This is a genomic window from Arthrobacter sp. UYCu511 (assembly GCF_040547105.1).
Taxonomy (GTDB): domain Bacteria; phylum Actinomycetota; class Actinomycetes; order Actinomycetales; family Micrococcaceae; genus Specibacter; species Specibacter psychrochitiniphilus.
This window is the reverse complement of the sequence record NZ_JBEPPB010000006.1, coordinates 75,135-99,439: the sequence shown is the minus strand read 5'-3', so window position 1 is coordinate 99,439 and position 24,305 is coordinate 75,135. Positions and strand designations below refer to the sequence as shown.

The following is a 24,305-nucleotide window of genomic DNA, read 5'->3' as shown; positions in this document are numbered from 1 at the left end:
GGCAGGTTGTGAGGTGATTCTTTTATTCGAGAAAAATTAGGGGTGATGCTAGGGGAAAACTTTAGTGCGCATCTGCTTCCAGGCTGCCCTGGATGTAGATCGCGGTCAGCAGGGTGAAAACAAAGGCCTGCAGGACCATGATCAACAGTTCCAGGAAGTACATGGCAATGGAGCCAACAATCACGGCCACACCCGTGGCGTTGAGCAGGATACTGTCCTGAACAACAATCAGGTACTGCGCGCCACTACCTGCCAGAACCACAATCATGTGACCTGCCAGCATTGTCGCCATCAAACGCAATGAGTGCGTCAGCGGGCGGACAATAAAGTTGGAGATGATTTCCAGCGGCACCAGCAGCGGCAGAATCCAAGCAGGAACACCAGTGGGGACCACTGCCAGCTTGAAGTAACGAATGCCGTGCTTCTGCACGCCCACAGCAATCCACGTGAAGTAGATAATCAAGGCAATGGCATAAGCACTACCAGCGTGTGAGAAGGAAGGAAGCTGCAGGAACGGAATGGCACCAAAGATGTTGTTCAGCAGCACAAATAGGAACACTGAGAAGAGCAGCGGCACCCACGGGCGGAAGTTTTTCTCACCCATGATGTCGCGGCCAACAGTGTTGCGGGCGAAGCTGTAGAAGCCTTCGGCGAAGAACTGGACCCGTCCCGGAACCAGTTTCGGATTTCGGATCGCAGCCTTGAAGAACCAGACGATCAACACCACCGACAAGATGATCATGATCATCTGCTTGCCGAGCCCAGTGCCGTAATCGGTCATCCAGGGAAGGATGTCGGGGAGGTGGGTATCGCTAATTGTCGGTGGAACGAAGCCACCGTCATTCGAGGCCATCGGAAGCGCAAACGCGGTCAACGCGCTGTCCTCTCTGCAGTTTCGGTCAAAGGGCAAGTGTGGCGGTCCATCAAAAGATGGTTAGCACCGTAGGAAAGTCTGATGGTGGGATTCATTGCTTCTTGTCATCATCTAGGCGGCCATGCCTTTGATGATGCCTGGCTAGAAAATATCCGCAAAGCGCCCCAACGGGCAATGCAGCGAACAATAGCCAGCCAGTATCCAACAAAAAGTCCAGTCCCCACCCTATCAAACCCCAGAGCAGGATTCCGCCAATAATGTAGGTGTAGTCCAGCTTTTCGGCATTAGAAGCAGGTGGAATTACCACATGGTCGGGTTTGCCGGAGTCGGGCGTCTTCTTAGTCATCGGCAACATCCTTTGTTACGTCCGGAGTGGTTGCTGTCCCAGCCGGGGAGCCTTCCACCGCGGATTCATCAAAGATGAGAAAACGTTGTTTGCTGAAGATGATCACTTCAGTGGCCTGCCATAGCAGCACAGCCGCCACGGCAGCCCCAGCGAACCAGGGCTTGTTTAGCCAAGTGGGGGTTCCCAGCGCAAATAACACCGCTGCGAATCCCACCACTTTGACAAAGTACGTCATCACGAAGATACCCATGACAGCACCTGGCATCCGCTTGCTGAACAAGTGGCCCACCAGCAGGCTCAAGCCAAAAAAGGCAATCACCAAAAGGGAGCCGAACAGCACGCTTAAGACGCCGTGAACATCCGTGAAAATATAAGCAACAACGACCATGATCAGGACGGCAATACCGTCCACCAGCAGGCACTTCTTCAAGATATTCCAGCTGGGGCTCGCAGTGGGACCGGAGGCCGTCAACGGCCTGCGCGCAGCGCTATGGTGGGCGCTTGTGTCCTTCATGGGAACTCCATCATGGGAAGTGGTTGGGGCAAGGCGCCTCGCTGAACAGCGGGCAGAGTGAATGTCACCACAGGAAATTCTACACGAGATAGAACTTGAATTTGACGTGCATGGTTCTCCGCCATACGGGTCCTTTCAGTCCTGGCCGGTGCTTGTTGGTGTGCCGTCCGCGGAGGAGCGCTCTTTGATTTTACGCAGGAAGCGTTGGAAGAGGGTTGGAGTGCGCAGATACGCCAGGACCACCGCAAAGCCGGCCGCGGTGGCCAGAATCTGAACCACTTCATGCCCTTGTGCCGCGGCGATGCCCAGAAAGCTGACAAGAATGGTTGCGGCAGCAACTACGAGTGTGGCTTGGATGTGGCTCAGGCCCACTATGACCAGGCGCTGATAGACGTGCTGGCGGTGTGCCACATACCAGCGCTCCCCCGCCAGGAGCCTGCGCAGGAACGTCACAAAGGTATCAATCAAATAGATCAGTACGGGCGAGAAAATATATTCCACGGGAACTCCCGCCAGGAACGCACACATGGCGGTGATGGCGATGGCGGCACCCAACAGGTAACTGCCCACATCACCGAGAAACACCCTGTTGCGGCTCAGGTTCCACGGCAGGAATCCGGCAAAGGCCAGGGAGATGGCAATGCCCGCATAGACCAGCCAGTCATGGGAGGTCATGAAGCCAGCATAGGCATAGAAGCCACCCACCAGCAGGCCGTGCGTGCCGGATATTCCGTTAATACCGTCCATGAAGTTGGTGACATTGACGTAGGCGGCGACGGCAAGGGCACCAGCCGGAATCAGCCACAATTGTTGTTGGCCCGGGTCAAGGATGGCCACCACAGCGGTGGCCGCACCGCCAAGAAGCAGCTGTAGCCCGGCCCTGATCTTCACCGACAGGCCGCGAATGTCCTCAACCCAGCCAATCGCTGCGGCACCCAGTACCACGACGAGAATAACCACCAGCGTCAATGACCCCTGTAGCCCGGTCTTGCCTTGGGGCAGGAACACCGCCACCAGAACAGCGGAGGGCAAGGCTACCGCAGTTGTAATTCCCATACCCCTGATGGTGGGTACGGTGTGGGAGGAACGCTCGTTGGGGACGTCAAGAACCCCGGCCCGGGCCAGCAGCGGGCGCACGAACAACGGCAGCACCAGGGCCAGCACTAAGGCTACTGCGCCAACGGTTATTTGTGCCCAGAGTTCCATCAGACACCGCCCGCAACGTCGCCGTCGGACTCGTCAATGCTGGGCGCATCCGGCCCGGCTTCGTCCTTGCAGCGTTGGAGCCACAGGCCAAGATCAAGGTCCTTCGGGGCCAAGGGACGGGCCTGCGTGTGGGAAATCTTGGCGTGACCGTCAGGATTCTGAATCTCGTCATCACCTGTGAGCTGTTCGTGGAGTTTCTCCGAGGGGCGCAAGCCAGTGATCTTGATCTTGATGTCACGGCCGGACATCGCAATCATGCGCTCTGCAACATCCATGATGCGCACCGGTTCACCCATGTCCAGGATCAACACGTCACCGCCGTGCCCAATAGCGCCAGCCTGGATGACCAGCTGGCAGGCCTCAGGGATGGTCATGAAGAAGCGCGTCACATCCGGGTGGGTTACCGTCACCGGGCCGCCCTTGTTGATCTGGTCTGTGAACAAGGGCAGCATGGAGCCGCGGCTGCCAATAACATTGCCAAAGCGGACCGAAACGTAGCGCATGCCCGTCTCCTGAGCCATCCAGGAGGTGAGCTTCTCTGCCGCACGTTTGGAGTGGCCCAGTGCAGTGGTGGGGCTGGCCGCCTTGTCGGTGGAAACGTTGACATACGTTTCAACACCCACGCTGCGGGCGGCCTCAAGAACGTTCAGCGAGCCCAAAACATTGGTTTTCCAGCCCTCGTCCGGATACATCTGCAACAGGGGCGCGTGCTTGAGCGCTGCGGCATGGAACACCACTTCGGGGCGCCTGTCTGAAAAGATTTTCGCCATCGCCTCGCCGTCGCGGATATCCGCCAGCACAATGTCCTTGTTATCTAACAAGCCGTGGCCCTCAATGGAGAGTTGAGTGTGTTGCAGGCCGGATTCGTCACGGTCCAGCATGATCAAGGCGGCAGGTTCAAAGCCGTGCAGCTGGCGGCAAAGCTCCGACCCGATGGAACCTCCGGCCCCCGTCACCAGCACCCGTTTACCCCTGATGTAACCGGCCACGAGTTCCACCTGGGTTTCCACAGGGGTGCGGCCAATGAGGTCAGCAACATCAATCTCGCGGAAATCGGTGAGCCCGCCCCGGTTGTCTTTATTGGTGTCGGGGCTGAGCATTTCCTGCAGAGGTGGCAGAACCAGAACTTTCACACCTAGGCCGGAAACGCTGTCGGAGATTTCCCGGATCCTTTTGGCACTCAGGTGGGCGATGGCCAGCACAATCACGGTTGACTTGGTGCGCTTGATGATCTCAGCTATGTCCTTGCCGCTACCCAACACCCCAACTGAACTTAAGCGTAAGTGCTTCTTGGCGGCGTCATCATCAATGAGACCCACAGGCACGTACGGGGACTCCGGATCCTGAACCATGCGCGTCACCAGCGAATTACCGAGAAACCCTGCTCCGTAGATCAGGGTTTTTTGGGCTTCATCCCCGAACATCGGTTTGCCCTCCACGTACAACCGCTTGGCGTAACGTACGGCGGCCATGGTCAGAGCGGCAAAGGGGAAGGCAATGACGGCCACGGAACGGGCAACATGGATTTCATTGATAAAAATGGACAAGAAAATGCTGGTGACAACCGCCACTATCAGCGTGACGGCAACCAGTACACGGGCCTCGTGGATGCTGCCAAAGGTATAGCGCCCACGGTAGAGGGCCATGTACCAGCCGGCAATGAGCTGGGTGGCCACGGCCACAACCACCAGTGCCGCCAGACCGGCGAAGTTAATGAGGCCAATATCCAGCTCATAACGCAGCAACACTGCCAGTAACAGGGCCACGGTCCAGGCAAGAGAATCAAGAATCGCCTGTGACCAAAGCCATAGCCGGGGCTTTCGATCACTCTCGGGTGAAGTGCTCGCGAGTTTTCCGGGTGCCTGTGTACTGAAGGTATTCAACGTGATTCGTATTTCCGTATTCTGCCAAGGTTGCCGGCTGCGGCGCTGCTGTCCACGGCGCAACAAACTGCCGGATGGTGGCTGTACTAAAGTAAGAAGGTACACATGAATAGTAATCCCTTCCGATGATTACTCACTGTTTAGCCGTGCCGGATGCCGCGCAATGCCGCAGGCACCAGCCGAGAGGACTCCCCTTTGACAGATTCCGTAGCAGTCGCTGCCGTCACCTTTGACCGGCCCGAGGACGTGCGCACCCTGTTGGGGGCACTCGCCGTGCAAAGCCACACCCCGCATGCCATTGCCTTGGTTGATTCAGGCACGGCGGAGGTTCGCGACATTGCCGCCGAGGCCCCGGCCGAGGTCACATATGTGCGTTCCTTGGCCAACTTGGGTGGAGCCGGCGGCTTCTCACTGGCTATCTTGAATGCCATCGCCTCAGGGGCACAGTGGGTCTGGATCATGGACGACGACGCTCACCCGGAAGATCCCGAGTGCTTGGCCACACTGCTGGCCGCTGCCAAGGCCCGCGATCTGGAAGTGGTGGTGCCGCTGATTGTGGCCCCCGGTGAACCAACCAAGCTTTCCTTCCCGTTCCGCATTGACGGCCACCTCACCCACGAGCGTTCGGTGGTTGAGCCGCTGGGCTTCATTGAGGACATTGGCCAGTTCTTCAACGGCGCGCTGATCCGTACGGATGTTTTCTTCAAGGTGGGCCTGCCCGATCTGCGCCTGTTCATCCGCGGAGACGAGATTGACTTCATGCTGCGCCTGCGCGCTGCCAAGATCAAGTTCGGCACCGTCACCACCGTGGCACTGACTCACCCGGCAGGGTGGGGCGAGGTTCAACTGGTGCTGGGCGACAGGTTGCATGTGCTTGTTCCGGAGTCCCCGTTCAAGCGTTTCTACTATTACCGCAACCGCGGTTTCCTCACACGCAAGCACCGCCGTGTGCGTTCCTTCGTGGCTGATGTGGTGGGTTATCCACTGTATTTCCTGAAGAAGGGTGATGTTAAGGGCTTAGCCAAATGGGCCAGCACCTATGGCGCTGGCCTGCGAGGGGCGAAGTTTGGCCCCATTGAGGACCAAAAGTTTTGAGCCTGTCCCGGCACGAGCAGTTCTTCCTGGTCATCACCACCTATAACCGCGCCGACTACCTTGGCGGGCTGTTGGACTCCGTGGCCGCACTGAATCCTGCCCCAGACGGTGTCATTGTGGTGGACAACGCCAGTACCGATACCACGGCCGCGGTTATTGAGACTGCCCGGGCGCAATTCCCTGTTCCGCTGATCCACCACCTGCTGGCCGAAAATTCCGGTGGGGCCGGCGGTTTCTCCGCCGGTGTGGAGCGGGCGTTGGCGCAAGGTGCCCAGTGGATCTGGTTAATGGACGACGACGTCACATGCGTTCCCGGGGCCATCGGCGCCTTTGCGCCGTGGATGGATAAATATGACGCCCTGGTGGGCCGGCGCTACGACACCGCCGGCGAACCGTTTTACTGGCAGAACAACTTCAGCACCTTTTTGGGCTTCCCCCTTCCCGTGCGTGGCGACGTGTTTGCCACCTCAGATGAATTTGCCACGAATGTGGGCTGCTTTGAGGGCATGCTCTTGCACAAGGATGCAGTGGCGGCTGTGGGGCTGCCGGATCCGCGCTTCTTTCTGACTTGGGATGACACCACGTACGGTTGGCTCATTTCACTGGACCGCCCTGTTGTCTACGTCAATGAATTTGTCCTGCACAAGGCCCGCGCCCAACGGCAAATTGATTTGGGGATCCGGCACCTCAATGACTCCTCGGACTTGGGCCGGTTTTATGTCATGCGAAACCGTGGACTTCTGGGGCAGTATCTTCGCCTCCACGGCCGTTTCAATCACGTGGGCTTTGCGCTTGGCACGGCGTTGACCGCAACCAAGGAAGTAGTGCGCTTACTGGCAGTGGAGAAGTCGTTGCGTGGCAGCGGCCGGCTTGTTGCGGGCTGGCGGGAGTCACGGCAAATCCTGGCTGCCACGGATTTTAAGCCCATGCCCGCCCTAAAAAAGGTGACCATAAGATGAGTGCACCCTCGGATGGGCCACACAGGAAATTGCCCCGCTGGATAGTGCTGGGTGCCAGCGGCTTTGTGGGCAGCGCCATCGTGGCGGAACTGCTGCGCCGCGGGGAGCACGTCATGGCCATGGCAGCACCCCGGCTCAGCTCGGACGCATCAAATGCCGCCGCCCTCGTTGCCGAGGCGGCCCACTCCCCCGCTGTCGATTCCCTCGCAGAGGCCTTCTCCGGAGCCGAATTTGTCATTAATGCTGCCGGCTTAGCCACACCAGGAGAGGGCAGCTCCCCCGCAATGATGGGTGCCAATGGCTTGCTACCCGCCGTCATTGCACTGGCAGCGAGGCAGGCCGGTGTCAGACGTTTTGTGCACCTGAGTAGCGCCTCCGTCCAAGGACACCGCCGCATGATTGATGAAAGTGGGCAGAGGGCGCCGTTTTCAGCCTATTCCCGCACCAAGGCGTTGGGTGAGGAAGTTCTGGAACTGCTCGCCACCGCTGAAGCTGGTTCAACAGGTGGCCTTGCTCCTGTCAACGTTGTGAGCATTCGGGCAACCTCCGTGCAGGGTCCCTGCCGTCCAACTACCCGTTCGCTGGTCAAGGTGGCCTCCTCTGCCCTTGCCTCCGTTGCGGCGCCCGGGACCGCCCCCACCCCCGTGAGCTCCATCGACGCGTTGGCGTGGTTTGTTGTCCAGAGCGCGCTGTTTACTGGCCCTGTCCCACCACTGGTGTTGCAACCGTGGGAGGGGTTGAGCGTCAGCGAAGTACTGCGGGCTGCCGGCGGGCGGGCACCCGTGCGCCTGCCGAAGTGGTTCTGCCACGGCGTGCTGAGCGCTGGCTACTTTATCTCACGCATGCTAGGCGAACGGCTCCACGGACCCATCCGTCGGGTGGAACTCATGTGGTTCGGTCAGGGCCAAGAGCCAGGCTGGGCGGAATCGGCGGGCCTGATCCCTACCCCGGCTATTGCCCACGTTCTGGAACAGGCACGCCTGAGCCTGCGCTGACAGATACGCGTGCTAGGGGCACTGCTAGGGGCACTGCTAGGGCCCGTGACCCTGGATTCGGCCACCTGGAAACCCACCCCAAGGCCTCGCATAACCCCGTCGAGAGTGGTGAATGCGTTAGCAGAGAGCTTCATGGTGGGTTTCCTTTGACGTAAGGAATGAAGGACATACCTGGATATCTACTGACCCTTGTGCAACAGAATTTTGGTACGGTGCACAGTATTTTTATCCTCCGCCCCATTCATAGCCGGATACCTCGGCGTGAAATGCGGCGATCAAGGCTGCTAGTTGGTTGGGCTGGGTGAACATCCTTAGATGCCCACCGGCGGAATGAGCCACAAGCATCCCCATTGCGGGCAGCCGGTCTAGATGCAACAACGCCTTCCTCAGGCAGTGCCGCCCGGGTGGCATCCCAGATCCAGTCCGGAAGTCCTGCGCCGGATAAAAAGCGCCGGATAAAAACAGCAGTGAAATTCTCATCATGATCGTCACTCGAGAGATAGCCACCCACACGCGCTTGTCCGTGTCTTCTAGGGTGATGATGTTCCCCAGAACAACGCACGTCTGTGGGCGAGCCGTTGACCGTGCTACCGCTAGGTTGGGTCACTGCACGGTTCCCCACTTCCGCCGAGATTTCCGTGACCAATGCGCCCGGGCCCTAAACCTCTGAGGGACCGTCCTGCGCCGGTTTCACAGCGTCACGATCGCCGTCCGTGACCTCAGCTGCGGCATCCGCCTCTTCAGAAGTATCCGTCTCATCAGAAGTATCCGCAGCGTCAGGGGTCTGTGCAACCTCAGAGACTTCCGCAGCGTCGGGGCTACTCAGATTTGAAGGCACCCACATTTCCGGGTCCACGTCTGCGCCCAAGGCGCTGGGAATCATTGTCTTGATCTCAGCCAACGAGATCGCACCTTCACGCACCACGCGCAAACGCAGACCGGTGGCGTCAACAATCGTGGAGGGAATGGGCTCTGTACCTTCGAGCGGACGGAATCCGCTTTCCAAATACACTTCCACAGATTCGCCCAGCTGTGACCTGGCATCAGATCCGGTCTGCGCTGCGGGCTGCCCGGTCCTGTTGGCACTGGATACAGCAAGTGGTCCCGTGAGGGTCAGCAGGTCCAGGGCCAACTGATCATCTGGCACGCGCAGCGCAACGGTACCCCTGGTTTCGCCCAGATCCCATGTCAAGGTGGGCTGAGCATGGAAGATGATGGTCAGCGGGCCAGGCCAGTACTTTTCGGCCAATTTGCGGGCGTCGTCAGGGATGTCAACGGCCAGACCCTCCATGGTGCCGATGCGAGGGATGAGAACCGGCGGCGGCATGCTGCGGCCACGACCCTTGGAAGCCAGCAGTGTGGCTACGGCTTGTGGAGAGAACGCGTCCGCGGCGATCCCATAGACAGTGTCTGTGGGCATGACGACAGTCTGCTTGGCCGCAATGGCCTTCTGCGCATGGGCCAGGCCCTCGGCGCGCTGCTCTTCATTGGTGCAGTTATAGGAAGTGGTACTCACAAGACCATTCTTTCATCACGGCGTCCACAGAGTGCAACGCGCCAGTTCAATCACCATGTTTACTTCCAATGTTCAGCGCCGGATGCCGCTGGTGGCCCTGTCCCTACCGGTCAGATCCATGTGCGTGCGCACGTCATCCCAGTGCCCGCTTTTACTGAAGAGTTCTGCCATTTGGGCTGCCTGAACTTCGGCATGTTCCATGACAAAAAATCCACCCGGGTGTAACAACCGTGCGGCCGTGGCCTGCGCCGCGACGGGCATTTCCATACCGTCTTCTCCCCCGCCGTAAAGTGCCATGTGGGGATCATGCAACCGTACTTCAAGGTCCCTCGGGATGGCTGCTGCAGGAATATATGGCGGATTGGAAACCACCACATCCACAGTTCCATTGAGCTCCGCAAAGGCATCGCGCATATCGCCGTGCAGCAAAGTGACACCTGTGCCGGATAAATTCTTGGCAGCCCAGTCAAAGGCATCGTCACTGAGCTCCACAGCGTATACGGAGCTGCCCGCCACTTCAGTGGCCATGGCTCCTGCTATTGCTCCGGATCCCGTACCAAGGTCCACGGCAATGAGCTTGGCCGCATCACCACGTTCCTGGCGCAGCTGAGTTAAAAAGTCAATCCCTAGCTGAACTACAGATTCAGTTTCCGGCCGAGGTACAAAAACTCCCTTGCCAACTGCCAATTCCAGGTGCCTAAAATACGCCACTCCGGTGATGTGTTGCAACGGTTCCCGCGCTGCACGTCGAGCCACAAATTCGTCGTAGCCAACAGGTGACACAGCTGTACCAAAAAGCATGGCACCGAGTTCACCGCGGCTCACGCCCAGCAAATGAGCGGCCAAAAGCTGCGCATCCACAGCCGGTGTGGGAACACCAGCAGCAGCCAACACGGCCGTTGCGTCCTTGACAGCGTCAGCCAGTAAGGTGACGCTAGCCAACTCTTCACCCGGCGAGTGGGTGGGCCCACGCTCGCCAGGTTCCGGGGAAATCGCGCCAGCGATTTCTTCGGCCGGCAAGTGGGTGGGCCCACGCTCGCCAGGTTCCGGGGAAATCGCGCCAGCGATTTCTTCGGCCGGCAAGTGGGGACTAGTCACCAATGGCGTCCAATCGTGCCTGCTCATCCATCTCGATGGCTGACTGCACAACCGGTTCCAAGTCACCGTTCATGACAGCGTCAAGGTTGTAGGCCTTGTAACCGGTACGGTGATCCGCGATCCGGTTTTCCGGGTAGTTGTAGGTACGGATACGCTCGGAACGGTCCATGGTGCGGATTTGTGACTTACGCACGGCGGAGTTTTCGGCGTCGATGATTGCCTGCTGGTGGGCCAAGATGCGGGCACGCAGCACGCGCATGCCTGCTTCACGGTTCTGCAGCTGTGACTTCTCATTCTGCATGGCTACCACAATGCCTGTGGGCAAGTGGGTGATGCGAACGGCGGAGTCGGTGGTGTTAACTGACTGGCCACCGGGGCCCGATGAACGGTAAACGTCGATCTTGAGGTCGTTCTGACTGATGTCTACTTCCTCAGGCTCGTCAACTTCGGGCAGCACCAAAACGCCCGCCGCAGAAGTGTGAATTCGTCCCTGAGATTCCGTAGCAGGCACACGCTGTACACGGTGCACGCCGCCTTCAAACTTCAGCCGGGCAAAAACACCCTCGGCGGGATCGTTGGAACGTCCCTTAACAGCAATGGAAATATCCTTGTAGCCGCCCAAATCGGAGTGGGTGGCTGAGATGACCTCAGTCTTCCACCCACGGCTTTCCGCGTACCGGGTGTACATGCGTACCAAGTCAGCCGCGAACAAGGCAGCCTCGTCGCCACCTTCGCCGGCCTTGACTTCAAGAATTACATCACGGGCGTCATCGGGATCGCGCGGGATGAGCAGGCGGCGCAGCTTCTCCTGTGCCGCTGCCAAGGCCGCTTCAAGAACGGGGACCTCCGCGGCAAACTCAGCATCCTCGGAGGCCATTTCCTTGGCTGCTTCTAGATCATCGCCCAAAGTCTCCACCTGGTGGTAGCCCTCAACCACGTTGCTCAATTCGGCATAGCGGCGGCCAAGTTTACGTGCCAATCCCTGATCGGCGTGTACTTCAGGCTCGCTGAGGCGCATCTGCAGCTCGGCATGCTCATCAAGCAAACCGTGGATGGATTCAAACATTTCAAAAAACCTCTCTCGACGTTGGTCAAGTCTAATTACTCTTGTCAGAGCGAAACACGTTGGTTGTTTAACGCACGAAACCGCCGTCGTTGTGAAGGGGCCCCGGGTGCACGCTTCCGGGCGTCCGGGAAGTGTGCAGGGCCCCTTCACAATAGAGGCGGTTTAGTTAGCTTAGCTACTTGTCGTGTTCAGCCTTGGAGCCCAGTGTTGTCTTCTGGATCTGCATGAGGAACTCAACATTGGAGCCTGTCTCGCGAATCTTGGAGGTCAGCAGTTCAAGGGACTGCTGCATTTCCAGACCGGAGAGCACGCGGCGCAGGCGCCACATGATCTTGACTTCCTCGGGGGACAACAGGTTTTCTTCGCGGCGGGTACCCGATGCGTTGACATCAACGGCCGGGAAAATGCGCTTGTCAGCCAGCTGGCGGGACAGGCGAAGTTCCATGTTGCCGGTGCCCTTGAACTCCTCGAAGATGACCTCGTCAGCCTTGGAACCGGTTTCCACCAGTGCCGTTGCCAGGATGGTCAGTGAGCCGCCGTTTTCAATGTTGCGGGCAGCTCCGAAGAAGCGCTTGGGCGGGTACAGGGCTGCGGAGTCCACACCACCGGAGAGAATACGTCCGGAGGAGGGTGCCGAGTTGTTGTAGGCACGGCCCAATCGGGTCATGGAGTCCAACAGGACAACTACGTCCATACCCATTTCCACAAGACGCTTGGCGCGTTCAATGGAAAGCTCTGCAACCTGTGTGTGGTCATCGGCGGGACGGTCAAAGGTTGAGGCAATGACCTCACCCTTGACGGTGCGCTGCATGTCGGTGACTTCTTCAGGACGCTCATCAACGAGAACCATCATGAGGTGAACCTCAGGGTTGTTAATGGTGATGGCGTTCGCAATGGCCTGCAGGATCAAGGTCTTGCCAGCCTTGGGCGGGGAAACAATCAAGCCACGCTGGCCCTTACCAATGGGGGCCACCAGGTCGATGACACGGGTGCCAATAACCTTGGGATCAGTTTCCAGACGCAAGCGCTCCGAGGGGTACAGCGGTACAAGCTTGGCGAACTCAACACGGTTCTTCAGATCATCCGGGTTCTTGCCATTGACACTGGTGACGCGCACCAAGGCGTTGAACTTCTGGCGGGCGCTCTGGGCATTGCTGCGGTCTTCGCCTTCGCGGGGTGCGCGGATGGCACCTACCACGGCGTCACCCTTGCGCAAGTTGTACTTCTTGACCTGCGACAAGGAGACGTAGACGTCATTGGAACCGGGCAAGTATCCGGAGGTGCGCACAAAGGCGTAGTTCTCCAAGATGTCCAAGATGCCAGCTACGGGCAGGAGAACATCGTCTTCTGTCAGTTCCGTGTCATCAAAGTCCGGACCCTGGGTGCGGCCACGGCGGCGTTCGTTACGGTCGCGGAAACGATCATTGCGATCGTTGCGATCATTGCGTCCGCTGCTGTTGTTGTTGCTGCTGTTGTTGCTGTTGCTGTTGCTGTTACTACTGTTGCTGCGGTCGCTGGACTCATTGGAGTTGCGCTCGCGGCGGTTGCGGCGGTTGCGGTTGTTCCGTGTTCCGTCTTCATCTTCAGGGGCATTGTTGGCACTGTTGCCGCGGTCATTGCTGGTCCGCTCGTTGCCACTGCGCTGGTTGCGCTGGTTGCTGTTGCGCTGGTTGCGACCATTGCGGTCGCCGTTCTCTGAGCTCTCGCCGCCAGCCGCGTCTGCCTCGGAGGTTTCCGGGGCTTCAACTGTTGCGTTCTCACTTGTAGCGGCGCCTTCAGTGCTGGCTTCATGCTGGCGTCCACCACCTTGTGCACGGCGGTTGCGGGTGCGGGATGAGCGGCGGTTATCACCTTCGGACTCCCCTGCGTCCGTGGCGGGCGCTTCCTGGGCAGTCTGTGTGGAGGATTCGGCAGCGGCGCTCTCCACTGTGACAACGCTGGAGGTGGTGCCCGTGTCAGTGGTGATGATGCCATCGCTGCTGGCAGCACGGCGGCTACGGCCACGGCCGCGGACCGGGCGCTCCGTTGCTTCGGTGCTGGTCTCGGTGGCGCCGTTGCTGGCAGCATTAGCGGCGGGTGCACTGGCTACGGAAGTCTCGCTTGCACCGTCGGTGGCAGTTTTTGCGCCAGCACCACGACGGGTGTTGGAACGTTGCGCGGCAGGCGCATTCTCGGTGGAGCCGTTCTCAGCGCCGGACTTGGCGGCGGTGCCAGCCTTGACAGTGGCAGGACGGTCGGCAACGGAGGAACCTCGCTGATGCGCTGAAATGGCTTCAACAAGATCGCCCTTGCGCATCCGGGAACCGCCTGTGATGCCCAGCTGTCCAGCCAGAACCTGCAGCTGGGCAAGCTTTAGACCGGCCAGGCCGGTGGACTTGGCAGGTGCTGCGGTGGTGTTTGATTCAGCGGCCTTGGGAGCGGCGGCTGAAGTTACAGTTTCGGTCACGAAGGATCCTTCCCCCTCGATGGCGGGCCCAATGATTGGGGCCGCGATGATTAGTGTCAGACTCCCCGCTGCTGCCGCACTGGCTTGCATTGGGAAATTTCTGAGGTTCCATTCCCGTGCCCGAAATACCGGATCTATCAGGGAATGGTGTAGTTCACTCTTTGAATCTTTTCTCAAATGGGAGCGATTCTTAGGATCAATCGGGCGGCTGCCATGGATTGTTCCAACGGGCACCGCTCAAGAACGTGCAGGCCGCAAGAGTGGCATCGCCAGCCAAACAAACATTGTTCAATTCCGCATCAGCTGGCTAACAGCCATTGCAGGGAAAGTGTTTGTGGGCTAAGGATGCACTTCCACTTTAGCACCTTCAAGGTCTACCTGTAGCCGCTCTACACGCCACGACACGCCGCCTTGGCTGGCATTTGATGCCACAGCACCAGCTTCGATGATGCTTTGCACTGCGGCGTGCGCCTGCTCGGAGCCGTTGGCCAGCACCATGACGGTGGGGCCGGCTCCGGAAATGAAAGCGGCGTAGCCTGCGGCCCGCAGACTGGCGACGAGCGCGGCACTAGCTGGCATGGCCTCCGCCCGGTAATCCTGGTGCAAATAATCGCGGGTACCGGCCAGCAGCAATGAAGGCTCGGTGGTCAGCGCGTGCATAAGCAGCGCCGCCCGCCCGGAGTTCGCTGCAGCATCAGCGTGCGGGACGCTGGCAGGAAGCATTCCGCGAGCCCGTTCGGTTTTGAGCTCCACATCCGGGATGGCCACCACGGGAACCACCGCTTCCAACGGGGTGACCCTGGCGCTGAAGTATCCCTCACCGTCCTGCCATGAAAGCGCAACGGCACCGAAGATGGCCGGTGCTACGTTATCCGGGTGGCCTTCCAACTCTGAGGCGAGCTGGAGAACCCACGCCTTGTCCTGCTGATCTTCCGGGGCCACCAGCGCGTTGGCGGCCATGATGGCAGCCACAATTGCCGAAGCCGAGGAGCCCAGGCCACGGCCGTGCGGGAGCACGTTGTGTGCACTGACCCGTACTCCCACACGGCTGTAGCCAAGGCGTGACCAGGCAATGTCAAGGGTCTTCACCACGAGGTGGCTCTCATCCCGAGGGAGAACTTGTTCCCCTTCCCCGCTGAGCTCAAATTCCAGTCCCGGAACATCACTTGTGGTGATGTTCAAGGTGTCATAGAGCGAAACTGCCAAACCCAACGAATCAAAGCCGGGGCCAAGGTTGGCGCTGGTGCCTGGAACGCGGACCGTGGCGGTGGTTTTCGAAAGCGGAGTTTTCAAAAGCGGGTTTTTTGAAAGCGGGGGTGTCATGGTGGACCCTGTCATGATTGCGGCTAGTCCGTCAGTCCCAGTGCGCCGGCAACTGTTACAACGTCAAAGGGCACGGATTTGGGTGCTGCGGAACTGCCGTCAGCGTTCTTCAGGGCCCAGTCAGGATCCTTCAGGCCGTGGCCGGTAACGGTGATGACAAAGGTTTTACCTGTTGGTACATCCCCCGCCGCATGCTTCTTGATCAGACCAGCAACACCGGCTGCGGAGCCGGGCTCCACAAAGACGCCTTCCTTGGCGGAGAGCCAGCGGTGGGCGGCAAGGATCTCTTCATCTGTGACAGCTTCGATGACGCCACCGGATTCGTCACGGGCGGCAATTGCCATGTCCCAGGACGCCGGGTTGCCAATGCGGATGGCCGTGGCAATGGTGTCCGGCTCGGTGATGGGGTGGCCTGCCACAAACGGGGCTGCCCCGGCTGCCTGGAAGCCCCACATGATGGGCGTGTGCGTGGACACTGCCGGCAGGGTGCCATTTTCTGCTGACTCGTAGGGCGCGCAGTATTCCTTGTAGCCGCGCCAGTAAGCGCTGATGTTTCCTGCGTTGCCTACGGGCAGTACATGGTAATCCGGGGCGTCGCCCAAGGCGTCAACAACCTCGAAGGCACCAGTCTTCTGACCCTCAATACGGGCAGGGTTGACCGAGTTGACCAGGAACACCGGGTAGGAATCTGCAAGCTTGCGGGCCACGTCCAGGCAGTTGTCAAAGTTTCCGTCAACCTGCAAAATGGTGGCACCGTGGGCTACGGCCTGGCTGAGTTTGCCCATGGAGATCTTGCCTTCAGGCACTAGCACCGCACAGGTCAATCCGGCAGCCTTGGCATAGGCTGCAGCCGATGCCGAGGTGTTACCCGTGGAGGCGCAGACAACTGCCTTGGCTCCGGCTGCAACGGCAGCTGTCATGGCCATGGTCATGCCCCGGTCCTTGAAGGAACCGGTGGGGTTCATGCCCTCCACCTTCAGGTACACATTGGAACCCGTCAAGGCTGAGAGGTGCTGCGCGTACACCAGGGGTGTGCCGCCTTCACCCAGGGTGATGATCTTAGTTTCTGCCGTTACCGGCAGGCGTTCTGCATATTCGCGGACTACTCCGCGCCACTGGTGAGCCATTAGACTCCCTCCACCCTCAAGACACTCGTAACTGAATTAATGATGTCAAGGCCATTGATGGCCTCAACAGTTGCCGCCAAGGCGGCTTCGCTGGCGCGGTGTGTGACAATGCGCAGTTCCGCCGATGCGGCGCTGCCGTTCTCACTGGCGTCGCGCTCACGGTGCACCGTTTGGCGCATGGTCTCAATGGAGACCCCGTTCTCCGCAAACAAGGCAGAAATCTTTGATAGGACTCCGGGCTGATCCGCCGCGTCCATACCGATGTAGTACCGGGTTTTCACTGCATCTATGCTCAACACCGGCAGCACCTCAATGGTGGAGTCACTGCGTCCCGGTCCGCCCAATACTAGGCGTCGCGCTGCTGAGACAACATCACCCATGACAGCCGAGGCCGTGGGGGAACCGCCGGCACCACGGCCGTAGAACATCAGCTCTCCGGCGGATTCGGCCTCGACAAACACAGCGTTGTAGGCGCCGCGAACCGCACCCAGGGGGTGCTCACGCGGAATCAGGGTGGGGTGGACCCGCACGCTCACACCCGTAGTGAAGGTGCCGCCATCGTCATTATTTTGACCACCTGCAGGGACGGAAATTTTCTCGGCGATCGCCAGCAACTTGATGACATAGCCGGCTTCCTTGGCCGCGGCAATGTCCCCCGCGCTCACACCGGTGATGCCCTCGCAGTGCACATCCTCCAACGCGAAACGCGTATGGAAGGCGAGCGAGGCCAGGATGGCACCCTTGGCGGCGGCATCGTGACCTTCAACATCGGCAGTAGGGTCTGCTTCTGCGTAGCCCAGGCGGGTAGCCTCGGCCAAAGCATCAGCAAATTCTGCGCCCGTGGAATCCATGGCATCAAGAATGAAGTTTGTGGTGCCATTGACAATGCCCATGACACGGGTGATCTTATCCCCTGCCAGCGAATCCGTGATGGGGCGCAGGATCGGGATAGCACCAGCCACGGCGGCCTCGTAGGAAAGCTGGACACCGGCGGCGTCGGCCTTCTCGTACAGGGTGGGTCCGTCAACGGCCAGCAGCGCCTTGTTGCCGGTGACCACGGTGGCGCCATGCTCGATTGCTTCGAGGATCAGCGTGCGCGCCGGCTCCAGCCCACCCATCAGCTCAATCACAATGTCCGCCTTGCGGATGAGCGCTGAGGCGTCCGTGGTGAACAGCTCACGGGGAATTTCAACCTCACGCGGAGCATCAACGTTACGCACGGCAATGCCCACTAGCTCCAGCCGGGCCCCAGTGCGGGCGGCCAGTGCGGATGCATCCGTGAGCAGAATACGGGCAACCTGCGAGCCCACATTTCCGGCGCCAAGCAGCGCCACTTTCAAGATTTTAGTGTTTGCGGACACGGAAGTGTCCACGGTGTTGCGCTCTGTCAAAGGTCTCTAGGCCCCTAAATCGCGTGCCAGCAAATCGTCTTCTGTTTCGCCGCGCACTATCAAGCGTGCGGCACCGTTCTTCACGGCCACCACGGGCGGTCTGGGCACGTAGTTGTAATTGCTGGCAAGTGCCCAGCAGTACGCGCCCGTTCCGGGGACTGCAAGCAAATCCCCGGCCGCCACGTCATTGGGCAGATATACATCTCTAACAACAATGTCACCACTCTCGCAATGTTTGCCCACTACTCGGGACAATGCGGGAGCCTCGTGAGAGGAGCGGCTGGCCAGAACCGCCGAATAATCGGCCTCATACAGCACCGGCCGGGCGTTATCGCTCATGCCGCCATCCACCGACACATAACGGCGCGGGGCCGTCACATCTTCCCCGCCATCCACCTCAACTTGCACGGTTTTCAGCGTGCCGGTCTCGTAGAGGGTGAAGGTGGTGGAGCCAACGATTGCCCGTCCTGGCTCAATGGAAATCTTTGGCGCTGCCATCCCCAGTTCTGCGCAGGTACCCCGGACGACGGCGGCCATTGCCGCGGCGACCTCGGCAGCCGGGCGCGGGGTATCCACCGCGGTGTAGGCAATGCCGTAGCCGCCGCCCAGGTCCAGTTCGGGCAGTGTGATGGAGTACTTTTCCTGGATCTTGTGGGTGAAGGCCAGTAACTTGCGGGCCGCAATTTCGAAGCCTTCAGCTTCAAAGATCTGCGAGCCGATATGGCCGTGGAAGCCTAGGAAGTTAATGCTCTGCGAGTCCACGGCAAGCTTTGCAGCTGACTCCGCGGCGCTGAGGACATGGCCGTTTGCGGAGACCCCGTCCACCGTGGAGACCATCGAGAGGCCGAACTTCTGGTCCTCGTGCGCCGTGGCGATGGATTCGTGGGTGTGTGCGTGGACGCCCGGGGTCAGGCGCAGCATGACGTTGGCCTTTTCTCCGCGGGCGGCGGCGATGTCCGCCACACGTGCCAGCTCATGCACACTGTCCACCACAATCCGTCCCAGCTTCATATCCAGGGCGCGGTTGATCTCTGCTGCGGACTTGTTGTTGCCGTGCAGCCCCAGCTTCTCCCCTGTCAGTCCGGCGCGCTGGGCCACAGCCAGTTCTCCACCGGAGCAGGTGTCAAGGCGTAGCCCTTCGGAGTCCACCCAGCGTGCTACTTCGGTGGAGAGGAAGGCCTTGCCGGCGTAGTAGACGTCAACGCCGCCGCAAATGTCCTTGAATGCTTCGTCGAAGGCATCCTTGAAGGTGCGGGCGCGGGCGCGAAAATCGTCCTCGCTCATGACAAAGAGCGGCGTGCCAAACTGTGCCTTCAGTTCGCTGACCGCAATGCCGCTAATGGTGACTTCGCCGCTTGGGCCGCGTTCGACGTCGTGCGCCCACATGGCAGGCACCATCTCATTGAGGTCCCCGGCGGCGGGCAGCCATTCGGGGGCCAGCTGCGCGCCGGCAATTTCTTGTGTTGTGTCAGTCATTACTTACATCCTTTCCGGAGCGCTTACGCCCAGCAGGGAAAGGCCGTTGGCGAGGACTTGGCCCACGGCGTCGTTGAGCCAGAGGCGGGTGCGGTTGGTGTCAGTGACGGCGTCCTCGCCCATGGGCGTGACGCGGCAGGCGTCGTACCAGCGGTGGTAGGCGCCAGCGATGACTTCCAGGTGGCGTGCCACCCGGTGCGGTTCGCGGAACCCGGCGGCGGCTGCGAGCACACCCGGGTACTGGCCCAGGACCGCCAGGAGTTCTGATTCGGTGACGTGGCGCAGCAGGCTCGCGTCGAAGACGGTGCGCTCAACCTGGGCAGTCTCAGCGTTCCGGGCCACTGCACAGGTGCGTGCATGGGCGTACTGGACATAGAACACGGGGTTCTCGTTGGACTTCTTCGTCAGCACATCCAGATCGATGTCAATGTTGGAGTCCGAGGAGAAGCGGGCCAGCTGGTAGCGGGCGGCGTCGGTGCCAACAACCTCTACGAGGTCTTCCATGGTGACAACCGTGCCAGCACGCTTGGACATGCGTACGGGCTTGCCGTCCTGGACCAGGTTCACCATCTGGCCAATGAGCACCTCAACGCGGTCAGCGTCATCGCCCATGGCTGCAGCTGCGGCCTTGAGCCGGGCCACATATCCGTGGTGATCGGCACCGAGCATGTAAATGCACAGGTCAAAGCCGCGGTCACGCTTGTTCTTGAAGTAGGCAATGTCACCGGCAATGTAGGCGGCGTTGCCATCAGATTTGATGACAACGCGGTCCTTATCGTCGCCGTAATCGGTGGAGTTCAGCCACCAGGCGCCGTCCTTGAGGTACATGTTGCCGGAGCCCTTGAGCTGTTCCAGGAGCTTATCTACTGCGCCGTCCTCAAACAGCGAGTTCTCGTGGAAGTAGACATCAAAGTCCACACCGAACTCGTGCAAAGACTTGCGGATGGCTGCGAACATAAGCTCCACGCCCTGGGCGCGGAACTCTTCCTGCGGATCCTCTGATTCCAGGATGGCGGGGTTGTTGGCCATCACCTCGTTGGCGATGTCCTCAATGTACGCTCCGCCGTAACCGTCTTCCGGTGCGGGCTCGCCCTTGGCGCTGGCCAGCAGTGAGCGGGCATACTTATCAATCTGGTTGCCGTGGTCATTGAAGTAGTACTCACGGGTGACATCTGCACCCTGGGACTGGAACACACGGGCCAGGGAATCGCCCACGGCGGCCCAGCGGGTCCCGCCCAAGTGAATGGGTCCTGTGGGGTTGGCGGAGACGAACTCCAAGTTGATCTTGGTGCCCGCCATGGCCGTGTTGGTACCGTAGCTTTCACCCGCTTCAACAATGGCCTTGGCCAGTTCACCGGCTGCAGCGGCGTCAACGGTGATGTTCAAGAAACCGGGGCCGGCAATGTCCACCTTCGACACTCCGGGGATTTCGCTCAGGCGGTTTTGTAGCACTTCAGCAATTTTGCGTGGCGGCACACCGGCCGGCTTGGCCAGCTGGAGCGCAATGTTGGTGGCCCAGTCGCCGTGCTCGCGGCTCTTGGGCCGCTCCACACGGACTTCCGTGGGCAGCGCCTCGACGGGAACGGTGAGGTCACCGGCGTCGACGGCATCTTTGAGGCAGGTGGCAATGGCGGCAGAAAGTTCTTCAGGAGTCACGCCTCTTAGTGTACGGTTCCGGCCGGGTCCTCCCCCAATCCGGTCCATATGGTTCTTCACGGCGGGCTAGGAGGTAGTTGTTAAGATCGGAGGCCGGTGAACCGTACTCCGATCTTAAGAACTACCTCTTGCCGCTCCGCATAAGGGAGAGAACGGCGAAATCAGCTGGCCAGGCGCGGTGCGAAATCGTCTTCGAGCATCCGCGGGCGGCAAATGACCCAGGCCCCGGCACCCAGTAACAACAACGTGGCAAACAAGAACATGAACGGGGCCGTCCAGGAACCCGTCCATTGGCGCAGCAACCCAAAGAACAACGGGCCCGTGCACGCCAGCGTGTAGCCCATGCCTTGACCAAATCCTGACAACGCACCAGCACCCACCTGAGTGCGGGTGCGGTGGTTGATCAACAATAGGGCCAGCGGGAACGTACCGGGGCCAAGCCCGGTCAAGGAAACCCACAGCCAGGTGCCATCAGCCGGTGAGAGCAACAAGCCCAAGTAGCCGGCAACAAAACAGCCCAGCATGACCACTACGGCAGGAAAGGGATTCCGAAGTTTCGCCGCAATCAAAGGAATGCCCAAACTCAGGGGCAGGCCCAGCGCGCCAAACAGCGCCAACATGGATCCGGCATGGGCCCGGTCCAATCCTGCCTCGGTAAGAATTTCCGGCAACCAGGCAAAGAGTGCGTACGTATTCAGTGAGGTGCAACCAAACATGAACGTCAACCCCCAGGCTGTGGGAGAACGCCACAGGTTCATTTTCGGCGGTGGCGCCGTGGCAACGGCTGAAGAATGGATTATTAGCGCGTCAGCACTGGTGGTGGCCCCGGTTTCTCCACGCACCCCTCCGGCCGGTTCCCCGGCCACTGTGTCCACGCCAGCAGATCCCGCCACAGTTTTTGGCGAAAAGAGTGCCACGAACCACGGAATCAGTGCCACCGTACTCAGAGCTACCCAGGAAGATAGGGAAAACTGCCAATTAGTGGCATCCGCCACGGGCACGGCGAGCTGTGCGGGAAGGGCTGTGCCAATGGAAATCGCCGTGACGTAGACGGCCGTCATGAGACCGATCTTCGTAGGGAAGTGCTTCTTTACCAGCGGTGGCAGCAGCACATTTCCGGCACCGAGCCCACCAAAAGCCACCACGGAGAACACTAAGAATAGCGGGGTGGTTGGCACCATGACGCGCACCAGCTGGCCAATGATGCCCAGTAAAATGGCGGCCACAATGAGCTTTTCCAGTGATGCCAGGCGGATCACATACGGCGTCAGGAAGCCAAAGAGGCCAAAAGCAGCCGTGGGGAGCATACCCAAAATGCCAATAGTGGCTGCGCTGAGAGGCAAATCCTCGTTGATTGTTGAGATCAGCGGAGGCACCACCGTCACAGCCCCTCGCAGGGTCAACGCCGTAAGGATTATGCCCGCCGCAAAAAGCCATAGTTTTTGCTGCTTTTTCACACTCATGTGGTCACCATTGCCCCAACGTTACCCGCTGGTTCCGCACCACCTACTGCCACGGCCGCTGTGATTCTGGTAATAATCACCACCCCCCAAGGGCCCGGTTTTACATCGAGCCCCCTGTACCTGCTAAGCTCTTTCTCGTTCCCTTCGGCAGCCACGGTTGCCGCGCCTTCGTAGCTCAGGGGATAGAGCGACGGTTTCCGGTACCGTAGGTCGGGGGTTCGAATCCCTCCGAGGGCACATTGCAATGGTGTCCGGCTTAGCGAATTTAGTCGCTAAGCCGGACACCATTTTTTGTTTTCTCCTGCTGCCCAGATTCATGCCTTATCGGGCTCGCAGGTTCACGGCTCCCCCTCCACACTGGCCTGCAGCGAATCGCCTACGTTCCAGCTACGCAACCGGTCCGTCTCATACGCGCTCATAGCTGCAAAACCTTGACTTCCCTGCGGGCATTCGAAAGGCTCAGGCCAAGCCACCAATGAGAGGTCTCCATGGACAAGCCCGCCTTCCCCACCTTCCCGCGTGACTTTACGTGGGGGGTTTCCACCGCTTCCTACCAAATTGAAGGTGCCGTCAACGATGACGGCCGCGGCCCCTCAAGCTGGGACGCTTTCGTGGCCCAGCCTGGCCGCGTCATCAATGGCGATACCGGCGAGGTTGCCTGCGACCACTACCACCGCTACCCCGAAGACATCGCGCTCATGAAGGAACTGGGCGTGGACGCCTACCGCTTCAGCTTCTCGTGGTCGCGCATCCAGCCCGGTGGCCAAGGTGCGGTGAACGCTGCCGGACTTGGCTTCTACGACAAACTCGTGGAAGGCCTGCTCGAGGCGGGCATCACCCCCAGCCCCACCTTGTTCCACTGGGACACTCCGCTGGAGCTGGAACAGGCAGGCGGCTGGCTCAACAGGGACACTGCGGAGCGATTTGCCGACTACGCGCAGATTGTTGGCGAGCATTTTGCGGACCGTATTCCGCGCTGGATCACCATCAACGAACCTGTCGTGCTGACCATGCTCGGCTACGGCGCCGGCATCCAAGCTCCCGGGCTGGCGCTCGGTTTCGACGCCCTACCCGCAGCCCACCACCTGCTGCTGGCTCACGGCCTTGGGGTCCAGGCGCTACGTGCGGCAGGGGCCTCCAACATTGGCATCGCGAACAACCACGCACTCACCTGGCCCGCCAGCGAGGCTGAAGAGGACCTCCAGGCGGCCGGGCTGTATGACAACATTGCTAACTGGATCTTTGCCGACCCCATCCTCAAGGGTTCCTACCCCGAGGAACTGGCACCGTATCTGCCGCCCATTCCCGACGGTGATCTGGAGATCATCTCCTCCCCCATCGACTGGTACGGCATCAACTCCTACAACCCCACCCTGGTTGGCGCGCCAACTGCGGGCGAGGCGGCGCTTATTGACGGACATGAGCTCGATTCCTCCCTGCCGTTCTCCCTGCGGGAGATTGAAGGCTACCCGCGCACCGACTTCGACTGGCCCGTGGTCCCGGAGGCGTTCACCGACCTGCTGCTGAACTTTAAAGAACGCTACGGCGATGCCCTGCCGCCCATCTACATCACGGAAAACGGTGCCGCCATCAATGACGACCCGGACGCCACCGGACGTGTGGCGGACCAACGCCGCATCGATTACACCGATTCCCACCTGCGCGCGCTCAAGGCAGCCATGGATGCCGGCGTGGACGTGCGCGGTTATTTCCATTGGTCACTCATGGACAACTTCGAGTGGGCCGTGGGCTACTCCCAACGCTTTGGCCTGGTCCACATTGATTATGAAACCCAAAAGCGCACGCCGAAGGATTCCTACTACTGGTACCAGGCGCTGATCAAGGCCAGCAAGAGCACCGAAGGGTAACAG

Annotated in this window: 19 protein-coding genes and 1 tRNA gene; 5 read left to right on the top strand and 15 right to left on the bottom strand. The window is 59.9% G+C overall.

What is annotated here, in order from left to right; translation table 11 throughout:
• Window positions 1–61: 61 nt before the first annotated feature.
• The 5 genes from atpB to ABIB48_RS10285 all read right to left on the bottom strand — a co-directional run bounded on the left by atpB (window position 62) and on the right by ABIB48_RS10285 (window position 4,706).
• Window positions 62–874 carry a F0F1 ATP synthase subunit A gene (gene atpB, locus ABIB48_RS10305; RefSeq protein ID WP_170120969.1) on the bottom strand — a complete coding sequence of 271 codons (813 nt, stop codon included), beginning with the start codon at window positions 872–874 and terminating at the stop codon, window positions 62–64.
• 91 nt (window positions 875–965) lie between these two features.
• Window positions 966–1,220, bottom strand: coding sequence for a hypothetical protein (locus ABIB48_RS10300; RefSeq protein WP_315913103.1), 255 nt, complete (start codon window positions 1,218–1,220; stop codon window positions 966–968).
• Complete coding sequence (locus tag ABIB48_RS10295; protein ID WP_110106632.1) at window positions 1,213–1,734, bottom strand: Cg1360 family ATP-synthase-associated protein; 522 nt, start codon at window positions 1,732–1,734, stop codon at window positions 1,213–1,215. The genes ABIB48_RS10300 and ABIB48_RS10295 overlap by 8 nt, the downstream gene beginning before the upstream one ends.
• 135 nt (window positions 1,735–1,869) lie before the next feature.
• On the bottom strand, window positions 1,870–2,940 hold the full coding sequence (locus tag ABIB48_RS10290; RefSeq protein ID WP_354212917.1) for an MraY family glycosyltransferase: 1,071 nt from the start codon (window positions 2,938–2,940) through the stop codon (window positions 1,870–1,872).
• Entirely contained in the window at window positions 2,940–4,706 is a 1,767-nt protein-coding gene (locus tag ABIB48_RS10285) for a polysaccharide biosynthesis protein (RefSeq protein ID WP_354212916.1), read from the bottom strand. Before ABIB48_RS10285 ends, ABIB48_RS10290 begins: the two co-directional genes overlap by 1 nt.
• A 312-nt stretch (window positions 4,707–5,018) precedes the next feature.
• Here ABIB48_RS10285 and ABIB48_RS10280 point away from each other — a divergent pair, with 312 nt between their 5' ends.
• Genes ABIB48_RS10280 through ABIB48_RS10270 form a run of 3 tightly spaced genes read left to right on the top strand, consistent with a single transcriptional unit; the run spans window position 5,019 to window position 7,872 of the window.
• On the top strand, window positions 5,019–5,918 hold the full coding sequence (locus ABIB48_RS10280) for a glycosyltransferase family 2 protein (RefSeq protein WP_110106730.1): 900 nt from the start codon (window positions 5,019–5,021) through the stop codon (window positions 5,916–5,918).
• On the top strand, window positions 5,915–6,877 hold the full coding sequence (locus ABIB48_RS10275) for a glycosyltransferase (protein ID WP_354212915.1): 963 nt from the start codon (window positions 5,915–5,917) through the stop codon (window positions 6,875–6,877). Before ABIB48_RS10280 ends, ABIB48_RS10275 begins: the two co-directional genes overlap by 4 nt.
• On the top strand, window positions 6,874–7,872 hold the full coding sequence (locus tag ABIB48_RS10270; RefSeq protein WP_354212914.1) for an NAD-dependent epimerase/dehydratase family protein: 999 nt from the start codon (window positions 6,874–6,876) through the stop codon (window positions 7,870–7,872). The genes ABIB48_RS10275 and ABIB48_RS10270 overlap by 4 nt, the downstream gene beginning before the upstream one ends.
• Window positions 7,873–8,530: 658 nt before the next feature.
• Here the strand turns inward: ABIB48_RS10270 and ABIB48_RS10265 are convergent.
• The 10 genes from ABIB48_RS10265 to ABIB48_RS10220 all read right to left on the bottom strand — a co-directional run bounded on the left by ABIB48_RS10265 (window position 8,531) and on the right by ABIB48_RS10220 (window position 22,434).
• The gene (locus ABIB48_RS10265) at window positions 8,531–9,388 is read right to left on the bottom strand and encodes an L-threonylcarbamoyladenylate synthase (protein WP_354212913.1); all 858 of its coding nucleotides are present in this window, start codon (window positions 9,386–9,388) and stop codon (window positions 8,531–8,533) included.
• Between the two features lie 72 nt (window positions 9,389–9,460).
• A complete protein-coding gene (gene prmC, locus ABIB48_RS10260) occupies window positions 9,461–10,330 on the bottom strand; it encodes a peptide chain release factor N(5)-glutamine methyltransferase (protein ID WP_354212972.1) in 870 nt (289 codons plus the stop codon).
• Between the two features lie 148 nt (window positions 10,331–10,478).
• Window positions 10,479–11,552: a peptide chain release factor 1 gene (gene prfA, locus ABIB48_RS10255; protein ID WP_110106624.1), complete on the bottom strand. Its 1,074-nt coding sequence runs from the start codon at window positions 11,550–11,552 to the stop codon at window positions 10,479–10,481.
• Between the two features lie 175 nt (window positions 11,553–11,727).
• Window positions 11,728–13,998: a transcription termination factor Rho gene (gene rho / locus ABIB48_RS10250; protein ID WP_354212912.1), complete on the bottom strand. Its 2,271-nt coding sequence runs from the start codon at window positions 13,996–13,998 to the stop codon at window positions 11,728–11,730.
• Between the two features lie 339 nt (window positions 13,999–14,337).
• Window positions 14,338–15,321: a homoserine kinase gene (thrB, locus tag ABIB48_RS10245; protein ID WP_502914124.1), complete on the bottom strand. Its 984-nt coding sequence runs from the start codon at window positions 15,319–15,321 to the stop codon at window positions 14,338–14,340.
• A 23-nt stretch (window positions 15,322–15,344) separates the two neighbouring features.
• Window positions 15,345–16,448: a threonine synthase gene (thrC, locus tag ABIB48_RS10240; RefSeq protein WP_110106621.1), complete on the bottom strand. Its 1,104-nt coding sequence runs from the start codon at window positions 16,446–16,448 to the stop codon at window positions 15,345–15,347.
• Window positions 16,448–17,809, bottom strand: coding sequence for a homoserine dehydrogenase (locus tag ABIB48_RS10235; RefSeq protein ID WP_354212910.1), 1,362 nt, complete (start codon window positions 17,807–17,809; stop codon window positions 16,448–16,450). The genes thrC and ABIB48_RS10235 overlap by 1 nt, the downstream gene beginning before the upstream one ends.
• A gap of 36 nt (window positions 17,810–17,845) precedes the next feature.
• Window positions 17,846–19,315 carry a diaminopimelate decarboxylase gene (lysA, locus tag ABIB48_RS10230; protein WP_354212909.1) on the bottom strand — a complete coding sequence of 490 codons (1,470 nt, stop codon included), beginning with the start codon at window positions 19,313–19,315 and terminating at the stop codon, window positions 17,846–17,848.
• 3 nt (window positions 19,316–19,318) lie between these two features.
• Window positions 19,319–20,971 carry an arginine--tRNA ligase gene (gene argS / locus ABIB48_RS10225; RefSeq protein WP_354212908.1) on the bottom strand — a complete coding sequence of 551 codons (1,653 nt, stop codon included), beginning with the start codon at window positions 20,969–20,971 and terminating at the stop codon, window positions 19,319–19,321.
• A gap of 161 nt (window positions 20,972–21,132) precedes the next feature.
• A complete protein-coding gene (locus ABIB48_RS10220) occupies window positions 21,133–22,434 on the bottom strand; it encodes an MFS transporter (RefSeq protein ID WP_110106618.1) in 1,302 nt (433 codons plus the stop codon).
• Between the two features lie 164 nt (window positions 22,435–22,598).
• Between ABIB48_RS10220 and ABIB48_RS10215 the strand changes: the two genes are divergently transcribed.
• Window positions 22,599–22,671: transfer RNA gene (locus ABIB48_RS10215), tRNA-Arg, on the top strand.
• Window positions 22,672–22,922: 251 nt separating this feature from the next.
• The gene (locus ABIB48_RS10210; RefSeq protein ID WP_354212907.1) at window positions 22,923–24,302 is read left to right on the top strand and encodes a GH1 family beta-glucosidase; all 1,380 of its coding nucleotides are present in this window, start codon (window positions 22,923–22,925) and stop codon (window positions 24,300–24,302) included.
• Window positions 24,303–24,305: the final 3 nt, after the last annotated feature.